This window comes from Mixta tenebrionis (assembly GCF_006517625.1).
In the GTDB taxonomy this organism is placed as follows: Bacteria; Pseudomonadota; Gammaproteobacteria; order Enterobacterales; family Enterobacteriaceae; genus Mixta; species Mixta tenebrionis.
On record NZ_VHQI01000006.1, the window covers coordinates 246,297 to 262,246 of the forward strand.

Below are 15,950 nucleotides of genomic sequence, written 5' to 3' on the forward strand. Positions count from 1 at the left end.
TAGGGATGGCATCTCTGTTGGCGACCGGGGCCGCAAAGGCTATCGAAGTTATTCCCGTGGTGAAGGAAATTAAAGAAGAAACGCCGCGAGAAAACTACATTACGGTTAAATCTGTTTTCCGCGCTGAAGAGAGCGTGGATGACAAAAAAACCGCTAAGCAGCAGCAATACGAGTTCGTTACGCTGGAACTGTTTTACGTCCCTAACCCCGGTGACGGCAAAGAGGAACGTATTAAAGAGCTGGGCGCGGAAAATCCCACGCTGGTCTTCTCGCCCACCAAGCTTGTCGTTCCCTATGGCGAAGAGCGCAAGGTTCGAATTATGCCGCTGAAACCGGTTACCCATGAACAGGTCTACCGCCTGCGCGTTCGTCCCGCCTATCCGGAGCAGGCGCTGGATAAAGGAAAAGTTCGCTTTGCCATCGGCTATGACGTGCTGCTGCGCTATTTGCCGAGCGGCAAACGTACTCAGGGTATCGCCCTGAGCTGTAATAAAGATAAGTGGGTATTAAATGCAACCGGCAACGTCCGCAGCGAGCTGCGCAATTTAGTTATCGATGGACGTAAAGTAAAAGGGCAGTACAACGTCTATCCCGGCACCGATCGTACGCTGACGGTAAGCAAACAGCTTGCGTTTGAACTGCAAGGTAAGCTGCACACCTATGAAAATTGCCAGCGTAAGGAGTAACGCCATGCGACGGTGGTTAACCTTATCTACTTTGCTGTTGCCCTTGGGCGCTCTGGCCGAGGGCGCGATAATGATACAACCGAAACTTAACGGAGAAATACATATTTTCTCCGAGGGAGCGACGGGAGGCGGTGGACAGGATGTTATGGCCTTTACACAGAAGGCAGGTAAATCGCTGACGGTAAACGTTATTCCGTCAGGCCCGGCCAGCTGTAAAGATGGTAATATTGTGCTGCCGTCGTCGCTGCGTTTACCGATGACTTTAGTCGAAAGTAATCATAAGTTACGCTGCGGAGAACCGTTATTTTTTGACAGCGACGCCAGCCAACGGTTGCTCAGGGTTAAAGTTGAAGCCAACTATCAACAACAAAATAGCCGCGCGTTATTTGCGCAGCAGGAATATAGCGGCCGGGTACAGATAGGCAGCGTCAGTTTTAATACCGAAGCCGGTGAAAGCGAGCAGTTCCCTATTTATCTGGATGCCACTCTGCTGGCGGCGAGTACCGCGCCGGTTTTGAAAGTGGCTTTTAATAAATCTGCGGCCTCATTCGGACAGGTAAGCGAAATGCAGGATTATTCGATTACCAGAGAATTGAGGATAACCAAAAAGACGCAGGCAAGCGAAGAGTCGTTTCCCTATACGGTGAAATTTGAATCTTCACAGATTCAAAATGGTCATTATAACCTGCGTCCGTCAACGGGAGATAATCTGGTTCCTTATCAAATTCTGGTTGAAGGAAAAGAGGTTTTACCGGAAGGCGATTACCAGGGACAGCTGCCGTCAGGTAAAAAAACGTCTCAAACGTTAAATATCGAATTTAAGCTTGCAGGGCATAACTTTAGGGGCATGGCGGCGAAAACCCGCTTGCTTGATACCATTACCGCAGTAATAACACCGGAAAGTTAACAGGAGAACAATATGAAAAATTTAATTTTGCCGGTCTTGATGCTTTTTACAATGTTTAACCAGGCGCAGGCCGCAGGCGTGCCCTCCAGGGTCACTATTGAAGTTAATGCAGAGATTAGTACGGGCGTTCGTATTTTTGCTGAAGGAAAAGATGTTACCAACAGCTCAATACCGCCGATTACGCTAAAAGATAAGAACGGCTATATGGATGGTATTACGCCGGTATTACATTTTATTGGCAACGCCAGTTCGGTTTCCATCTCTTTGCAGGAACCCACCGGGCAGAATTTAATCTCGGAAAATAACGATGAGATGAGAATCAAAACCTCCTGGGTGCGCGCGGATGGCGGTGAGGTAACCACGGCGTATCCGCTCCAGAACCAGCCGGTTTATCCAACATTACAGGATGTTCCCGATCAGCTGAAAGGGGTTAAAATCCGTTTTATCTCGGCGGCGCGTAGCGAAACTTATCCGCTAGGTTTGTACAGCGGCACCTATGTGGTAACGGTGACGCCATCCGTTTAACGGCGGTTGCCGTCAGGGCAGAATAGCTCTGCCCTGGTTTCCTGCGGACCTAACGGATTAATGCGGCGCAGGCGAGCGGCTTTAAAATTCAAATTAAGCGATTATATACAGCAGCAGCCCAGGGCGATAAACCGTCGCCCTGGGCTTGTTGTTTACTGATATTAAGCAAGCGCTTACGAGGCGAGAGAAAGCGCGGGTTTTTTGCCATGCGCTTCCAGCCACTGCGCTACCCGCTCTTTCTGAGCATCGTTCAGCCACATACCCAGCTTGGTGCGACGCCAGATGGCATCGTCCCGCTCGCGTACCCATTCGTTTTCCACCAGGTAACGCAGTTCTGCTTCATAAAAACCGTGTCCGAACTCTTCTCCCAGATCCGCCAGCGCGGTTGCGTTCTGTAAGATCAGCTCGCTGTTGCCGCCATAGGTGCGGGCATAGTGGCGCGCCATGCTCTCACTGATAAACGGATAGCGGCGGCGCAGGCTGGCGGCGTAATCCTCACGCGTTCCGGCGATATCGCCGCCAGGCAGTACGGCATTTTTGGTCCATGCCGGGCCGGCGTCAGGATAATATTTCGCCAGTTTGTCCAGCGCATGCTCGGCCAGCTTGCGGTAGGTGGTCAGCTTGCCGCCGAAAACCGACAGCAGCGGCGCCTTGCCGGCATCGTCACGTACATCAAGCGTATAGTCGCGCGTAATGGCCTGGGGCGAATCGGACTCATCATCGCACAGCGGGCGCACGCCGGAGTAGGTCCAGACGATATCCTGACGCGTCAGCGGCTTGTTAAAATGCGCGTTATAAACTTTCAGCAGGTAGTCGATTTCGCTGTCGTCGATTTTAACCTGCCCGGCATCGCCTTTATATTCGACGTCGGTGGTGCCGATAATGGAAAACTCATCCATCCACGGGATAACGAATACGATACGATGATCTTCGTTTTGCAGGATATAGGCCTGTTTTTCGCTATGTACGCGCGGCACCACGATATGGCTGCCTTTAATCAGACGGATGCCGTAAGGCGATTTCAGCTGCAGGCCGTCGTCGAACAGCTGTTTAACCCAGGGACCGGCGGCGTTGACCAGGCCTTTTGCCCGCCACGTCAGTTTTTTTCCGCTGTCGATATCTTCTGCTTCTACTATCCACAGGCTATTTTCGCGCCAGGCGCGGGTAACGCGCGTGCGGGTGCGCACTTCGCCGCCCTGCTTTACCACTTCCTGCGCGTTCAACACCACCAGGCGCGCATCGTCGACCCAGCAGTCGGAATATTCGAAACCGCGCGAAATTTCCGGTTTCAGTACCGACGCTGAGCCAAAGCGCACGCCCTTGCTGCCCGGCAGGCTGGTGCGTTTACCCAGATGATCGTAGAGGAACAGACCGGCGCGGATCATCCATGCCGGACGTAAGTGCGGGCGATGGGGCAGGCGAAAGCGCATGGGAAAGGCAATATGCGGCGCCATTTTCAGCAGCACTTCACGCTCGGCCAGCGCTTCACTGACCAGGCGGAACTCATAGTGCTCCAGATAGCGTAAGCCGCCGTGAATCAGCTTTGAGCTGGCGGAAGAAGTCGCGCAAGCCAGATCCTGCGCCTCCAGCATCAGCACTGACAGACCGCGTCCTGCGGCATCGGCCGCAATACCGGCACCGTTGATGCCGCCGCCGATAACGATCAGATCTTTGGTTTCCACGTCATCTCCTCCGATGTTCGAAATAGTTCGTCTATGCTCGTTTTCGAACATGATGATAATCGTAAACCAACATTGACGCCAGCGTTAACCCAATAAAAACATCTTTGCGTGATTGAGTTAACATTATTGCTGGCCGGCGGCAGTAACCGCTTTGCTGGTCTGGTTATTGTGGCGGCGCTTCGCGCTACAATAGGGAGGACCGGCGGCGCTAAGCCGTTTTGCTACGGCTGCCCGTCGCGCGTCCCGGCACTGGCGAACTGGAAACTAACATGGAACAATTTGAATGCATTAGCGTCGATATGGCGCAACACTATCTGACAGAGCGCGAGGCGTTGCTGGTAGATGTCCGCGATCCGCAAAGTTTTGCCGCAGGACATGCTAAGGGGGCGTTTCATCTGACAAACGACACCCTGAACCACTTTATGCAGCAGGCGGATTTTGCCACGCCGGTGCTGGTGATGTGTTACCACGGCAATAGCAGCAAAGGGGCCGCACAGTATCTGATTCACCAGGGATTTGAACAGGTTTACAGTATAGATGGCGGCTTTGACGCCTGGCGTACGGCTTATCCGCAGCTGGTAGAATAAGCCTTACGCCGAACGACAGAATCAGGGAAGGAATATGATACGGCTTACAGGATTTGCTGACCCGCGTATGGCGCAGCTGTTTGTGGACTATATGGCGGTGCGCGGCATCAGGTTATATATCGTACCGGAAGAGCGGCTGACCGTCGTGCTGGAAGATGAGAGCCAGCGGGAGATTGTCGAAAACGAACTTAAACAGTTCCTGGACGAACCGCTGCAGCCGCGCTATCAGGCCGCCAGCTGGCGGAGAGAGCGTATTGACAGCACAGCGTTATGGCGGGGAGAAAGCATCCTGACGCTGCTGCGCCAACGCGCCGGACCGCTCACGATAACGCTCGCGCTGCTCTGCTGCGTTATCTTTGTGGCGATGCGGCTTTTCGGCGATCTGACCCTGCTTGCCTGGCTGAGCTGGCGCATGGACGGCGGGCAGCTTTCTCAGCCCTGGCGCTGGGTTAGCCATATCCTGCTGCATTTCTCGCTGCTGCATTTGCTGTTTAATCTGCTGTGGTGGTGGTATATCGGCGGCATGCTGGAAAAGCATCTCGGCAGCAGCAAGCTGTTGGTGATTACGCTGATTGCAGCGCTGCTGGGCGGCTGGCTGCAGGCGCAGTACGACGGCCTCTTCTTTAGCGGCTTGTCCGGCGTGGTCTGCGCGCTTATGGGCTACGCCTGGCTACGCGGCGAACGCGATCCCGCCGGCGATATTTTTCTGCCGCGCGGCCTGATGGTTTTTATCGCGCTTTGGCTGGCCGTTATCTACATCACTATTCCTGACGCGTCGGCTGTCGCCCTTGTTATTTGTCTGGCCGCGGGCATGGCGATGGCCTTTGTCGATACGCTCCGCCGGCGCTATCGCTGACGATTGATTATTCTCAGGCTGCCGCTTAAACGGGATGCAGCCTGATGCCATACCTGTACAGGAGATTTATGTGAAGCAGACGCAACGTCATGACGCGATTATCGATCTGGTCCGGCGCCAGGGTTATGTCAGTACTGAAGAGCTGGTGGAGCATTTTGACGTCAGTCCGCAAACCATCCGGCGCGATCTGAACGATCTGGCGGAGCAGAATAAGATCCAGCGGCATCACGGCGGCGCGGCGCTGCCTTCCAGCTCAGAAAATACCGCCTGGCAGGATCGTAAGATGATGTGGTCGGCGGAAAAGGCGCGTATCGCCCAGCGGGTGGCGAGCCAGATTCCTGACGGCGCCACGCTGTTTATTGATATCGGCACCACGCCGGAGGCGGTGGCGCACGCGCTGCTGCATCATAACGATCTGCGTATTGTTACCAACAATCTCAATGTTGCGACGCTGCTGATGACCAAGCCTGACTTTCGTTTGATCATCGCCGGCGGCGAAGTGCGCACGCGCGACGGCGGCATTATGGGCGAGGCGACGCTGGATTTTATCTCCCAGTTTCGGCTCGACTACGGCATTCTCGGCATCAGCGGCATCGATATGGATGGTTCGCTGCTGGAGTTTGATTATCACGAGGTTCGCACCAAGCGGGCGATTATTGAGAATTCACGCTGCGTAATGCTGGTCACCGACCATTCCAAATTCGGCCGCAATGCGATGGTGAATCTGGGCAATATGAGCCTGATCGACTACCTCTTTACTAATGAAGCGCCGCCCGCCAGCGTGATGAAAGTGATCGAGCAGCACGAGGTTCATCTGGAGCTGTGCTGAAATCAGGCCACGCTCATGCCCATCAGGTGCAGTAAATGCTGCGCCTGCTGCACCGCCTCCCGGCGATGCATCACCCCAAGCTTTTGATACAGATTACGAATATGGGTTTTTATCGTGGTCTGCGCCACGGCCAGCTCGCCGGCGATCTGATCGTTACTGTAGCCGGAATAGATCAGGCCGAGCACCTGCCATTCGCGCTGGGTTAACGGACTGGTGCGAATCAGCTCCGGCACCTGCGGATGATTCAACAGGCGGCTGACGAAGCTCTCGTCGAAATGGGCGAATTTATGACGATGATGCTGGTTAATATCGCGCAAAATGCGCTGCGCCCGATGCTGCTCCAGCTCCGGCAGCGTATGCAGCTGCAGCAGCTGGCGCAGCTGCTGCGCCATCGTCTCGCCTTCTATGACGAAGTGGCTGATAAAACCGGTGCGGTTCGCCAGCGTCAGCGCTTCTATCAGCGCCTGTTGCGCGGCGCTTTTCCGTTCGGTTTGCCAGTAAAGCGCGTTGAGCAGCAGCAGGTTACGGTTCATATCGCTGGTTAAACGTAGCCGCCGGGCATTTTCGTTTAGCTCATCCAGCACCACTTCCGCCTCATCAAACTGCCCCAGCAGAATCTGGACGCGGGCGATATTGCGCCACTGCCCCTGAGAGAAGTGGTTATCGGCGCTGGCGGGCCTGGCGGTCAGCCGTAGCCAGTTAGCGGCGGCGACTTTATCGCCGGTCATCTGCCAGTAGATAACGCGCGGCTTATCGGCGTTGGTTACCCAGTCGCTGTGATACTGGCCGTTGCCCAGCAGATTTTCGCAGCGAATTAAATGGCGGCGCGCGTTGTCCAGATCGCCCCGCGCCAGCGCGCATTTCGCCAGCATAGCCAGGCACTGCAGCTGCTGCTGCGGCTGGAAGTTGGCCAGTACCGCCAATCCTTTGCGCGCTGTGGCCTCCGCCTCGTCGAGACGCGCCCATGACCAGAGCAGCTGAGAGCGAATGCGCAGCAGAAATTCATGCATCGGCAGCTGCTCCAGCCCCTCTTCATTGATCAGCGCAAACGCCTTTTCCTGAATATCCCACGCGGTTTGTAAGAAGCCCTGCGCCAGCAGGATCTCGCTCTGCTGCAGCAGCGCCCAGAGCGCGTAATGACAGCTGTTATAGTGGTGCGCCATTTCTTCGGTCTGCTGCATAACCGTTAGCGCCGCTTCCAGCTCGCCCTGACAGTGCAGCACCTCGCCCTTGACAGATGTGGCGACGATGCGGCTGTAGTAATGCGCCAGCGGCAGATGAGCCAGCGCCTGATTCGCCAGACGTTCCGCCTCTTCCGGCTTACCGGCGTTGATGGCGACCTGCGCGCGCAGCGCATCAAATTCGGCGCCCAGCACCGGATCGATGGCGATTTGCTGCGTCGTCATCTCTTCTTCCGCCCGCGCCAGCAGCAAATTGACTTCGCCGTAGCGGTGCTGACTCTGCGCCAGCCAGGCCTGCAGCAGAATCAGACGCGGGTTATCGACCAGCAGCTGCCACGGCAGCGCTTTCAACCCTTCCTCCAGCAGCGCCAGCTCGCTGTGGTTAAACAGCGACCAGGCGTGATGCAGCAAAATATCGCGCAGCAGCGCGGTATCTGCCGCCGCCAGCGCATGATGGATCGCCTCGCCGGCGTAGCCGAGCGCCATCCAGCCTTCGGCCGCCGCGCGATGCAGCTGCTGCAGCTCGCCGCCTAACTCCCACTGACTGCGCTGGCGCAGAAAGCTGGCAAACAGCGGATGGAAATTAAACCAGCCGCCGCGATCGTCCATTCGTTGCAGAAACAGGCCCTGACGCTCGGTTTCCTCAAGGCGCAGCTGCGCGTTCTCCTCGCCGGTCAGGCGGGCGATTAACGTATCGTTCATCGATCGCAGCACCGAGCTACGCAGCAGAAAATTACGCGTTGCGCTGTCCACATAGCCCAGCACTTCATCTACCAGATAATCCGAGAGGTGGCTGGCGTTGATGCCGGCCAGACGCTGAGCGGACTGATGCGTCGGCGTATTCGACTGGCGTTCCGTCAGGGCGATAAGCTGCAGGGCGGTGGCCCAGCCCGCCACTTCGTCGCACAAACGCTGCGAATCATCCGCGCTTATCGGGCGCTGCAAACGGCAGTCAAAAAACTGCCTTGCCTCCTGCGGCGTAAAGGCCAGCGACTGGCTGTTGATTTCCAGCAGCTGCTCGCGCACCCGCAGATTCGCGATACCGAGCGAGGGCAGGTTGCGCGACAGAATAATCAGCGTCAGGTTTTCTGGCTGATGGCGGATAAAGAAACGCATCGCCTGATGAATGGCGTCGTTGGTAATCAGATGATAATCGTCAATGACCAGAAAAAGCGGGCGCTGCCACTCGGCGAGCTCGACAAACAGCTGGGAGAACAGCGCGCTCAGGCTGGCGTATTGCCGCTTCTGCGCCAGCGCTTCGCTGCGTAGACAGTGTCCGCCGGTTGCCTGTTGCATCGCCGCCATAAAGTAGTTGGCGAAGCGCTCCGGATAGTTATCGCTTTCATCCAGCGAATACCAGCCGAGATCGCTTTTGTCTGCGGCCCACTGGGCGACCAGCGTGGTTTTGCCGTAGCCGGCCGGGCTGCTGATTAACGCTAAGCGGTAGTGCGCAATGTTCGCAAGCCTGGCTATCAAACGCTCCCGAACAATGGTGTTCTGAAGCCGCAGCGGACGGCTGAGTTTCGACGGTATCAGCATGGCGACACTTCACTGTGTTGACATAGAAGGAAACAAAAAGAATTAATTCACGGCGTGTAATTATTCAGTACTTTCTGACGACCGACAGCGTAATGCAAGGATAAGGAGCGGGCACAGTTCATTAAGTTGCACCTCATCACATTTCTTTATCATTTTTTGGCATTTTTTTGATTAATGTCTAGCGGGTGCGAAGTTTATGTAAGTTAAAGGTTAATGTAACGGGTTTTGTCTTCAGCTGATAGCGGGGTTGTTCTGCTAATTACGGCAAAATTTATCATTTTGTTTACATTTATTGCCGCGCGCCGTAAGCATTTTTCCTTAATAACGTCTTAACTAATTGGGCGGGCGAATAACCGTTGCGACTACGCCCTGCGGCTCCTCCCCATTGAATCCGATGCCGGGAGGATGCTCTCCTGAGCGCTTAACGTCAGCATGTGCGCATCATTTTTGCGAAACCATTTACTTAGCGGAAGAGATTTGTATGTCGCAGCAAAAATTTAATCAGGCACGTTTTGAGGCGGCGTTAACGCGCCAGTGGCAATATCTGGGGCTGGCAAGCGCCAGTGAAATGACCCGACATCAGTGGTGGCAGGCGGTCAGCGCGGCGCTGGCGGAGCTGCTGGCGGCGCAGCCGGTAGCGCAGCCGGGCAAGGCGCAGCGCCATGTAAACTACCTCTCAATGGAGTTTCTGATTGGCCGGCTGACCGGCAATAACCTGATCAACCTTGGCTGGTATGACGCGGTAAAAACGCTGCTGGCGGAGCAGGGCGTTGAGCTAAGCGCGCTGCTGGAGGAGGAGATCGATCCGGCGCTCGGCAACGGCGGTTTAGGGCGTCTGGCGGCCTGCTATCTTGATTCGATGGCGACGGTGGGACAGTCGGCTATCGGCTACGGCCTGAATTATCAGTATGGCCTGTTTCGCCAGTCGTTTGCCGGGGGGCAGCAGCGTGAGGCGCCGGATGACTGGCAGCGCGATCGCTATCCCTGGTTTCGCCATAACGCCGCGCTGGATGTGCAGGTTGGCATCGGCGGAAGGGTGATAAAAAACGGCGACGGCTCGCTACGCTGGGAACCGGCGTTTCTCATGCGCGGCGAGGCCTGGGACCTGCCGGTTATCGGCTACCGCAACGGCCTGGCGCAGCCGCTGCGCCTGTGGCAGGCGACTCACGCTCATCCGTTCGATCTCTCGCTGTTTAACGAGGGAGAGTTCCTGCAGGCGGAGCAGCCGGGCATCGATGCGGCTAAGCTGACGAAAGTGCTCTATCCCAACGACAATCATCAGGCCGGCAAGCGCCTGCGCCTGATGCAGCAATATTTCCAGTGCGCCTGCTCGGTGGCGGATATTTTGCGCCGTCATCATCAGGCCGGACGCGCGCTGGCGACGCTGCCCGATTATGAGGTAATTCAGCTTAATGATACCCATCCCACCATTGCGATACCCGAGCTGCTGCGCGTTCTGCTGGATGAGCATCAGCTGTCGTGGGAAGAGGCGTGGCATATCAGCAGCAGGGTTTTCGCCTATACCAACCATACGCTGATGCCGGAGGCGCTGGAGCGCTGGGACGAACGTCTGGTGCGCTCGCTGCTGCCGCGGCACTTTATGATTATCAAAGAGATTAACCGGCGCTTTAAAAAGCTGGCGGCGCAGCAGTGGCCGGGCGATGAGGCGGTATGGGAAAAAGTAGCGGTGCTGCACGATAAGCAGGTGCGGATGGCGAACCTGTGCGTGGTAAGCGGCTTTGCGGTTAACGGCGTGGCGGCGCTGCACTCTGAGCTGGTGGTAAAAGATCTGTTCCCGGAGTATTACCAGCTGTGGCCGCATAAATTTTTCAACGTCACCAACGGCATTACGCCGCGCCGCTGGCTGAAGCAGTGTAACCCGGCCCTGTCGGCGTTAATCGACGAAACCTTAGGCCATCAGCGCTGGGTGACGCAGCTTGATGCGTTAACAGGGCTGGAGCCATATGCCGATGATAAGGCGTTTCGCCAGCGCTATCGCCAGATCAAACTCGACAACAAGCAGCGGCTGGCGGCCTGGGTGCAGCAGGTTGCCGGCATTGAAATCAACCCCGCCGCGCTGTTTGACGTACAGATCAAACGGCTGCACGAGTACAAGCGTCAGCATCTCGCGCTGCTGCATATTCTGCACTGCTATCGTCAACTGCGCGACAATCCGCAGCTGGATAAAACGCCGCGCGTCTTCCTGTTCGGCGCCAAGGCCGCGCCCGGCTACTACCTGGCGAAAAATATCATTTACGCGATCAATAAAGTCGCGGAGACGATCAATAACGATCCGCTGATCGGCGATCGTCTGAAGGTGGTATTTATTCCCGATTATTGCGTCAGCGCCGCAGAGCGGCTGATCCCGGCGGCGGATCTTTCCGAGCAGATCTCTACCGCCGGCTATGAGGCTTCCGGCACCGGCAACATGAAGCTCGCCCTGAACGGCGCGCTGACTATCGGCACGCTGGATGGCGCCAACGTCGAAATTGCTGAGCAGGTGGGCGAAGAGAATATTTTTATCTTTGGCAACCGCGTGGATGAAGTGAAAGCGCTGAAGGCGAACGGCTACGATCCGAAAAAGCTGCGTAAGAAAGATAAGCATCTCGACGGGCTGCTGAAAGAGCTGGAGAAGGGCCATTTTAGCGATGGTGATAAGCATGCCTTTGATTTGCTGATGAATAGCCTGACGAAGCAGGGCGATCCCTGGCTGGTGCTGGCGGATTTCGCCGACTACATTGCGGCGCAGGAGCGCGTGGAGGCGCTGTGGCGTGATAAGGAAGCCTGGACGCGGGCAGCTATTCTGAATACAGCGCGTACCGGCATGTTCAGCTCCGATCGCTCTGTACGCGACTATCAGCAGCGTATCTGGCAGAGCCAGCGCTGAAGGAGAGCGGCGCAGGCCGCTTATAGTCAATCATGGGTTCAGGAAGCGTTATGGATTTAACTCAGTTTGAGCAACAGGCCAGCGCGGCCGGCATTGCTGCCAGCTATATCAACGCCAAAGGAAAGCCGGAGGCGATAGCCGCAGAAACCAGAGAGCTGCTGCTGAAGGCGATGGCGTTCCCGCGCGCGGCCAGCGATGCGCCGCTGCCGGCGGTGAAAGTGTTCGGCGGACGACGTAAGCGAGTAATCACTATTGGCGGCAACGGTTCGTTTCAGTGGCAGCTGCAGAGCGAGCAGGGAAAAAGCTGGCAGGGCGAGGTGCAGGGCGGCGAGACGTTAACGCTGCCGCCGCGTTTGCCGCAGGGCTATCATCAGCTGACGCTGAAGCAGGGGAAAAAGAGCTGGGCGTGCCGGGTGATTATGGCGCCGCGCCGCTGCTATGAGCCGCAGGCGCTGCTGGAAGGGCGCAAACTTTGGGGCGCCTGCGTACAGCTTTATACGCTACGCTCTGAGCGCAACTGGGGCATCGGCGATTTCGGCGATTTAAGCGCCATGCTGATGCAGATCGCCGATCGCGGCGGCGACTTTATCGGCCTTAACCCCATTCATGCGCTCTATCCCGCCAGCCCTGAAAGCGCCAGCCCCTACAGCCCCTCTTCGCGGCGCTGGATGAACGTTATCTATATCGATGTCGGGCGGGTGCCCGATTTCCAGCACGGCGAGGCGGCGCAGCGCTGGTGGAAGAAGAAGGAGACGCAGCGGCGCGTAGCGGCGGCGCGGCAGGCCGACTGGGTGGATTACACCGCGGTGAGCCAGCTGAAAATTGAGGGGCTGCGACTCGCCTGGGCGCAGTTCGCCAGCCGTGATGAGCAGGATGAGACGCGGCTGCATTTCGAAGCCTTTATTCGCGCCGGCGGCGAGAGCCTCTACAGCCAGGCGGCCTATGACGCGCTGCACGGCGCGATGCTGAAAGAAGATGCGCAGCGCTGGGGCTGGCCGGTATGGCCGGAAGCCTGGCGCCACGCGCAGAGCGAGGCGGTACAGCAGTTCTGCCGTCAGCATGAAGATGAAGTGCGCTTCTGGCTCTGGCTGCAGTGGCTGGCGAATCGCCAGTTCGACGAATGCTGGCAGCTCTGCCGGCAGCGCGGCATGTCGATTGGCCTCTATCGCGATCTGGCTGTCGGCGTGGCGGAAGGCGGCGCGGAGACCTGGTGCGATCCCGATCTCTACTGTCTGAAGGCCTCGGTAGGCGCCCCGCCCGATATACTGGGGCCGTTAGGGCAGAACTGGGGACTGCCGCCGGTCGATCCGCACGTGATGGTCGAGCGCGCCTATCAGCCCTTTATCGATATGCTGCGGGCGAATATGGCCAGCTGCGGCGCGCTGCGTATCGATCATGTGATGTCGATGCTGCGTCTGTGGTGGATTCCCTACGGCATGACGGCCGATCGCGGCGCCTATGTCTCTTATCCGGTGGACGATCTGCTGTCCATTCTGGCGCTGGAAAGCCAGCGTCATCGCTGTATGGTAATTGGCGAAGATTTAGGCACGGTGCCGCAGGAGATCGTCGGTAAACTGCGCAGCAGCGGCATTTACTCGTGGAAGGTGCTGTTCTTCGAACAGGAAAGCGCCGATTGTTATCGTGCGCCGCAGCAGTGGCAGCGTCAGGCGATGGCCAGCGCCACCACCCACGATCTGCCGACGCTGCGCGGCTTCTGGAGCGCGGGCGACTTAACGCTGGGCGAAAAGCTGGGGCTTTATCCTGATAAAGAGGTGCTGAAGGGGCTGTTTGCGAACCGCGAGCAGCAGAAACAGGCGTTGCTCAACGCGCTGCATCAGCAGGGCTGCGTGCCTAAAAAGCTCGGCAAGCGGGCGGCGAAGCTGCCGATGTCGCCGGAGCTGAGCCGCGGGATGCAGCGTTATATCGCCGCCAGCTCCAGCGCGCTGCTGGGATTACAGCCGGAAGACTGGCTGGATATGGATATGCCGGTGAACGTGCCGGGCACGGTGGATCAATATCCTAACTGGCGGCGCAAGCTTAGCCGCACGCTGGAAGAGATGTTCAGCGATGAGCAAATTAGCCGGTTGCTTAAAGATTTAGATAGCTGCCGTAAAAAATAGGGCGGTCCGGGGTTAATCAGGCGCGACAGGTAATAATAAAGGTGGCTAAAGCAAGCTTTTATTATTACCGTTTTTCCTGCTAAGCAGCACAATATTTTCGTTGGCCGCGTCCGCTATAGCTATTAGCTCTGAAAGCGAGCTATATCTCACCGGATATAGTAATTTTTTATTGATTAACGTCACGGGGAAAAGGTTTATTTTTTAGTGGCCAGCGAATTTCTTTTGATTGCGTCAGCTATTTTCAGCATACATTAGCCAGCGTAGGGTTACCTCACGGGTGTGAAATTTCTTACACCTAATTATGAGGACAAATAAAATGACCACTACCTATACCCCTTATATTGATGTTTCCGTTAATGCACAATGGGACGACTGGCAGAACTATCCGCAAGGGCGCCCTAATCCTGTCTATACCCAACGCGTTATTGACTGGAAAATGGACGGCCTTATTCTGGCGTTTCTGACATTTGAACCTAAAAGCCGAAGCGCATGCTGGGCGGCGCAGCCGACCATGCCGCTGGAATGGGCTAAACCGCTGGCTGATGATTTAAATGCGTTTGGTAAAAAAGTCATTGTCTCTTTTGGCGGCGCGGCTAATTATGATATTTCCGCTAAGCTGACTGTTGAAGAGCTGGTGGCAACCTATGAAAAAACCATTGCCCTGCTCGGCGTTACAGGGCTGGATTTCGACCTGGAAAACGATCTGTACGATGCAGATAAAATTTGCCAGGCGTTAAAAAGGGTACAGAAAAACTATCCGGATGTTGCGCTTAGCTTTACCCTGCCGGTTATGCCTGCCGGGCTGACAAATACCGGCTTAGGTATTGTACGTAAAGCCGCTGATGCTGGCCTGGATTTTGTCGTCAACGGGATGGCGATGGATTACTACAATCCTGCCTATTATGACCATATGGGGAAAGCGGCTAATGATGCGGTCACCAGTATGGCTAATCAGATGGCGGCGTTTTACCCGACGCTTTCTCTGCGCGACCTGTATAACAAAGTGGCGGTAACGCCGATGATCGGTAAAAATGACGATATGTCGATGTTCACATTAGAAAATGCGCGTGAAGTTGGCGTATATGCAAGGGAACATAACGTCGCCTTTATCGGCTCATGGTCGTTAAACCGTGATAATCCGTCAAACTCCCAGTGGGTTGAGCTGGAATCCAGCAGTAATCCACAGCAAACCTACTCCTGTGAATATGCCAAATATTTTATCGGCTAACTAAAGCGATAATAATAAAATTACAGCAGCGTATCTGATTGCCTGCAATAAAGGCAGCCTTTGCGGCTGTCTTTATTATGTGCCAATTTTATCCTGGCATTTATGGCTAAAAGACTAATTATTTCCCGGCGAGGTTAATCCTGCCTGTTAAACATGTTCACAGGCGCCACGCTATTAAAAGACGTCGGCCAGGGGGATAAATTATTTTATCTGACCAGCGGGATAGCATAGGGAGCTGCTAATATAACAAAAGCGGCTCTAAACGCCGCTTTTGCGAATAACCAGCGCTAAACCGACCGGCTGATCAGTAGTAAGAGTGCTCACCGCGCTGGTGCTCGGTCAGATCGCGCACGCCTTTCAGTTCCGGGAAAGCGGCCAGCAGCTCTTTTTCAATCCCTTCTTTCAGCGTCACATCGACCATAGAACAACCGTTACAGCCGCCGCCGAACTGCAGAATGGCATAGCCTTCATCGGTAATTTCCATCAGCGACACGCGCCCACCGTGGCCGGCCAGCTGCGGGTTAATCTGCGCCTGCAGCAGATACTCAACGCGTTCAATCAGCGGCGCGTCATCTGCAACCTTACGCATTTTGGCGTTCGGCGCTTTCAGCGTCAGCTGAGAACCGAGGTTGTCAGTTACAAAATCGATCTCAGCGTCTTCCAGGTAAGGGGCGCTCAGCTCATCGACGTAGGCGGAAAGCTTCTCGAACTTCAGCTCGGTATCGGACGGCTCTACGGCATCGGGCGGGCAGTAGGAAACGCCACATTCAGCAGATGGCGTGCCCGGATTAATGACGAACACGCGAATCTGGGTGCCATCTTCCTGATTTGACAGCAATTTGGCGAAATGCTCCTGGGCGGCATCGGTAATTCGGATCATGGCAGTTGCTCAATAGTTGACTAATTTAGTTGGTTATAATACG

General features: G+C 55.8%; 12 protein-coding genes. 9 read left to right on the plus strand and 3 right to left on the minus strand.

Annotation, left to right across the window (positions count from 1 at the left end; all coding sequences use genetic code 11):
• Positions 1 to 5: 5 nt before the first annotated feature.
• The 3 genes from FKM52_RS11980 to FKM52_RS11990 are packed head-to-tail and all read left to right on the plus strand — an operon-like array spanning position 6 to position 2,118.
• Positions 6 to 686 (plus strand): fimbrial biogenesis chaperone, encoded by a 681-nt coding sequence (locus tag FKM52_RS11980; protein WP_141176410.1) that lies wholly within the window; start codon positions 6 to 8, stop codon positions 684 to 686.
• 4 nt (positions 687 to 690) lie between these two features.
• Positions 691 to 1,593, plus strand: a complete 903-nt coding sequence (locus FKM52_RS11985; RefSeq protein WP_141176411.1) for a hypothetical protein — start codon at positions 691 to 693, stop codon at positions 1,591 to 1,593.
• A 12-nt stretch (positions 1,594 to 1,605) separates the two neighbouring features.
• The gene (locus tag FKM52_RS11990) at positions 1,606 to 2,118 is read left to right on the plus strand and encodes a hypothetical protein (RefSeq protein WP_141176412.1); all 513 of its coding nucleotides are present in this window, start codon (positions 1,606 to 1,608) and stop codon (positions 2,116 to 2,118) included.
• 173 nt (positions 2,119 to 2,291) lie between these two features.
• Here FKM52_RS11990 and glpD read toward each other — a convergent pair whose 3' ends face one another.
• On the minus strand, positions 2,292 to 3,800 hold the full coding sequence (gene glpD, locus FKM52_RS11995) for a glycerol-3-phosphate dehydrogenase (RefSeq protein WP_141176413.1): 1,509 nt from the start codon (positions 3,798 to 3,800) through the stop codon (positions 2,292 to 2,294).
• A 269-nt stretch (positions 3,801 to 4,069) separates the two neighbouring features.
• On the opposite strand from glpD, the gene glpE reads away from it, so the two are divergent.
• The 3 genes from glpE to FKM52_RS12010 all read left to right on the plus strand — a co-directional run bounded on the left by glpE (position 4,070) and on the right by FKM52_RS12010 (position 6,072).
• Entirely contained in the window at positions 4,070 to 4,387 is a 318-nt protein-coding gene (gene glpE, locus FKM52_RS12000) for a thiosulfate sulfurtransferase GlpE (protein ID WP_141176414.1), read from the plus strand.
• 34 nt (positions 4,388 to 4,421) lie between these two features.
• Positions 4,422 to 5,243 (plus strand): rhomboid family intramembrane serine protease GlpG, encoded by an 822-nt coding sequence (gene glpG, locus FKM52_RS12005; RefSeq protein ID WP_141176415.1) that lies wholly within the window; start codon positions 4,422 to 4,424, stop codon positions 5,241 to 5,243.
• A 70-nt stretch (positions 5,244 to 5,313) separates the two neighbouring features.
• Complete coding sequence (locus FKM52_RS12010) at positions 5,314 to 6,072, plus strand: DeoR/GlpR family transcriptional regulator (RefSeq protein WP_141176416.1); 759 nt, start codon at positions 5,314 to 5,316, stop codon at positions 6,070 to 6,072.
• Positions 6,073 to 6,074: 2 nt separating this feature from the next.
• On the opposite strand, the gene malT is transcribed toward FKM52_RS12010, so the two are convergent.
• Positions 6,075 to 8,792 (minus strand): HTH-type transcriptional regulator MalT, encoded by a 2,718-nt coding sequence (gene malT, locus FKM52_RS12015; RefSeq protein ID WP_141176417.1) that lies wholly within the window; start codon positions 8,790 to 8,792, stop codon positions 6,075 to 6,077.
• A 481-nt stretch (positions 8,793 to 9,273) separates the two neighbouring features.
• On the opposite strand from malT, the gene malP reads away from it, so the two are divergent.
• The 3 genes from malP to FKM52_RS12030 all read left to right on the plus strand — a co-directional run bounded on the left by malP (position 9,274) and on the right by FKM52_RS12030 (position 15,027).
• A complete protein-coding gene (gene malP / locus FKM52_RS12020) occupies positions 9,274 to 11,679 on the plus strand; it encodes a maltodextrin phosphorylase (protein WP_141176418.1) in 2,406 nt (801 codons plus the stop codon).
• A gap of 50 nt (positions 11,680 to 11,729) precedes the next feature.
• The gene (gene malQ / locus FKM52_RS12025; protein ID WP_141176419.1) at positions 11,730 to 13,799 is read left to right on the plus strand and encodes a 4-alpha-glucanotransferase; all 2,070 of its coding nucleotides are present in this window, start codon (positions 11,730 to 11,732) and stop codon (positions 13,797 to 13,799) included.
• A 316-nt stretch (positions 13,800 to 14,115) separates the two neighbouring features.
• On the plus strand, positions 14,116 to 15,027 hold the full coding sequence (locus FKM52_RS12030) for a chitinase (RefSeq protein ID WP_181407930.1): 912 nt from the start codon (positions 14,116 to 14,118) through the stop codon (positions 15,025 to 15,027).
• Between the two features lie 304 nt (positions 15,028 to 15,331).
• On the opposite strand, the gene nfuA is transcribed toward FKM52_RS12030, so the two are convergent.
• Positions 15,332 to 15,907 carry a Fe-S biogenesis protein NfuA gene (gene nfuA, locus FKM52_RS12035; protein ID WP_141176421.1) on the minus strand — a complete coding sequence of 192 codons (576 nt, stop codon included), beginning with the start codon at positions 15,905 to 15,907 and terminating at the stop codon, positions 15,332 to 15,334.
• Between the last annotated feature and the right edge of the window lie 43 nt (positions 15,908 to 15,950).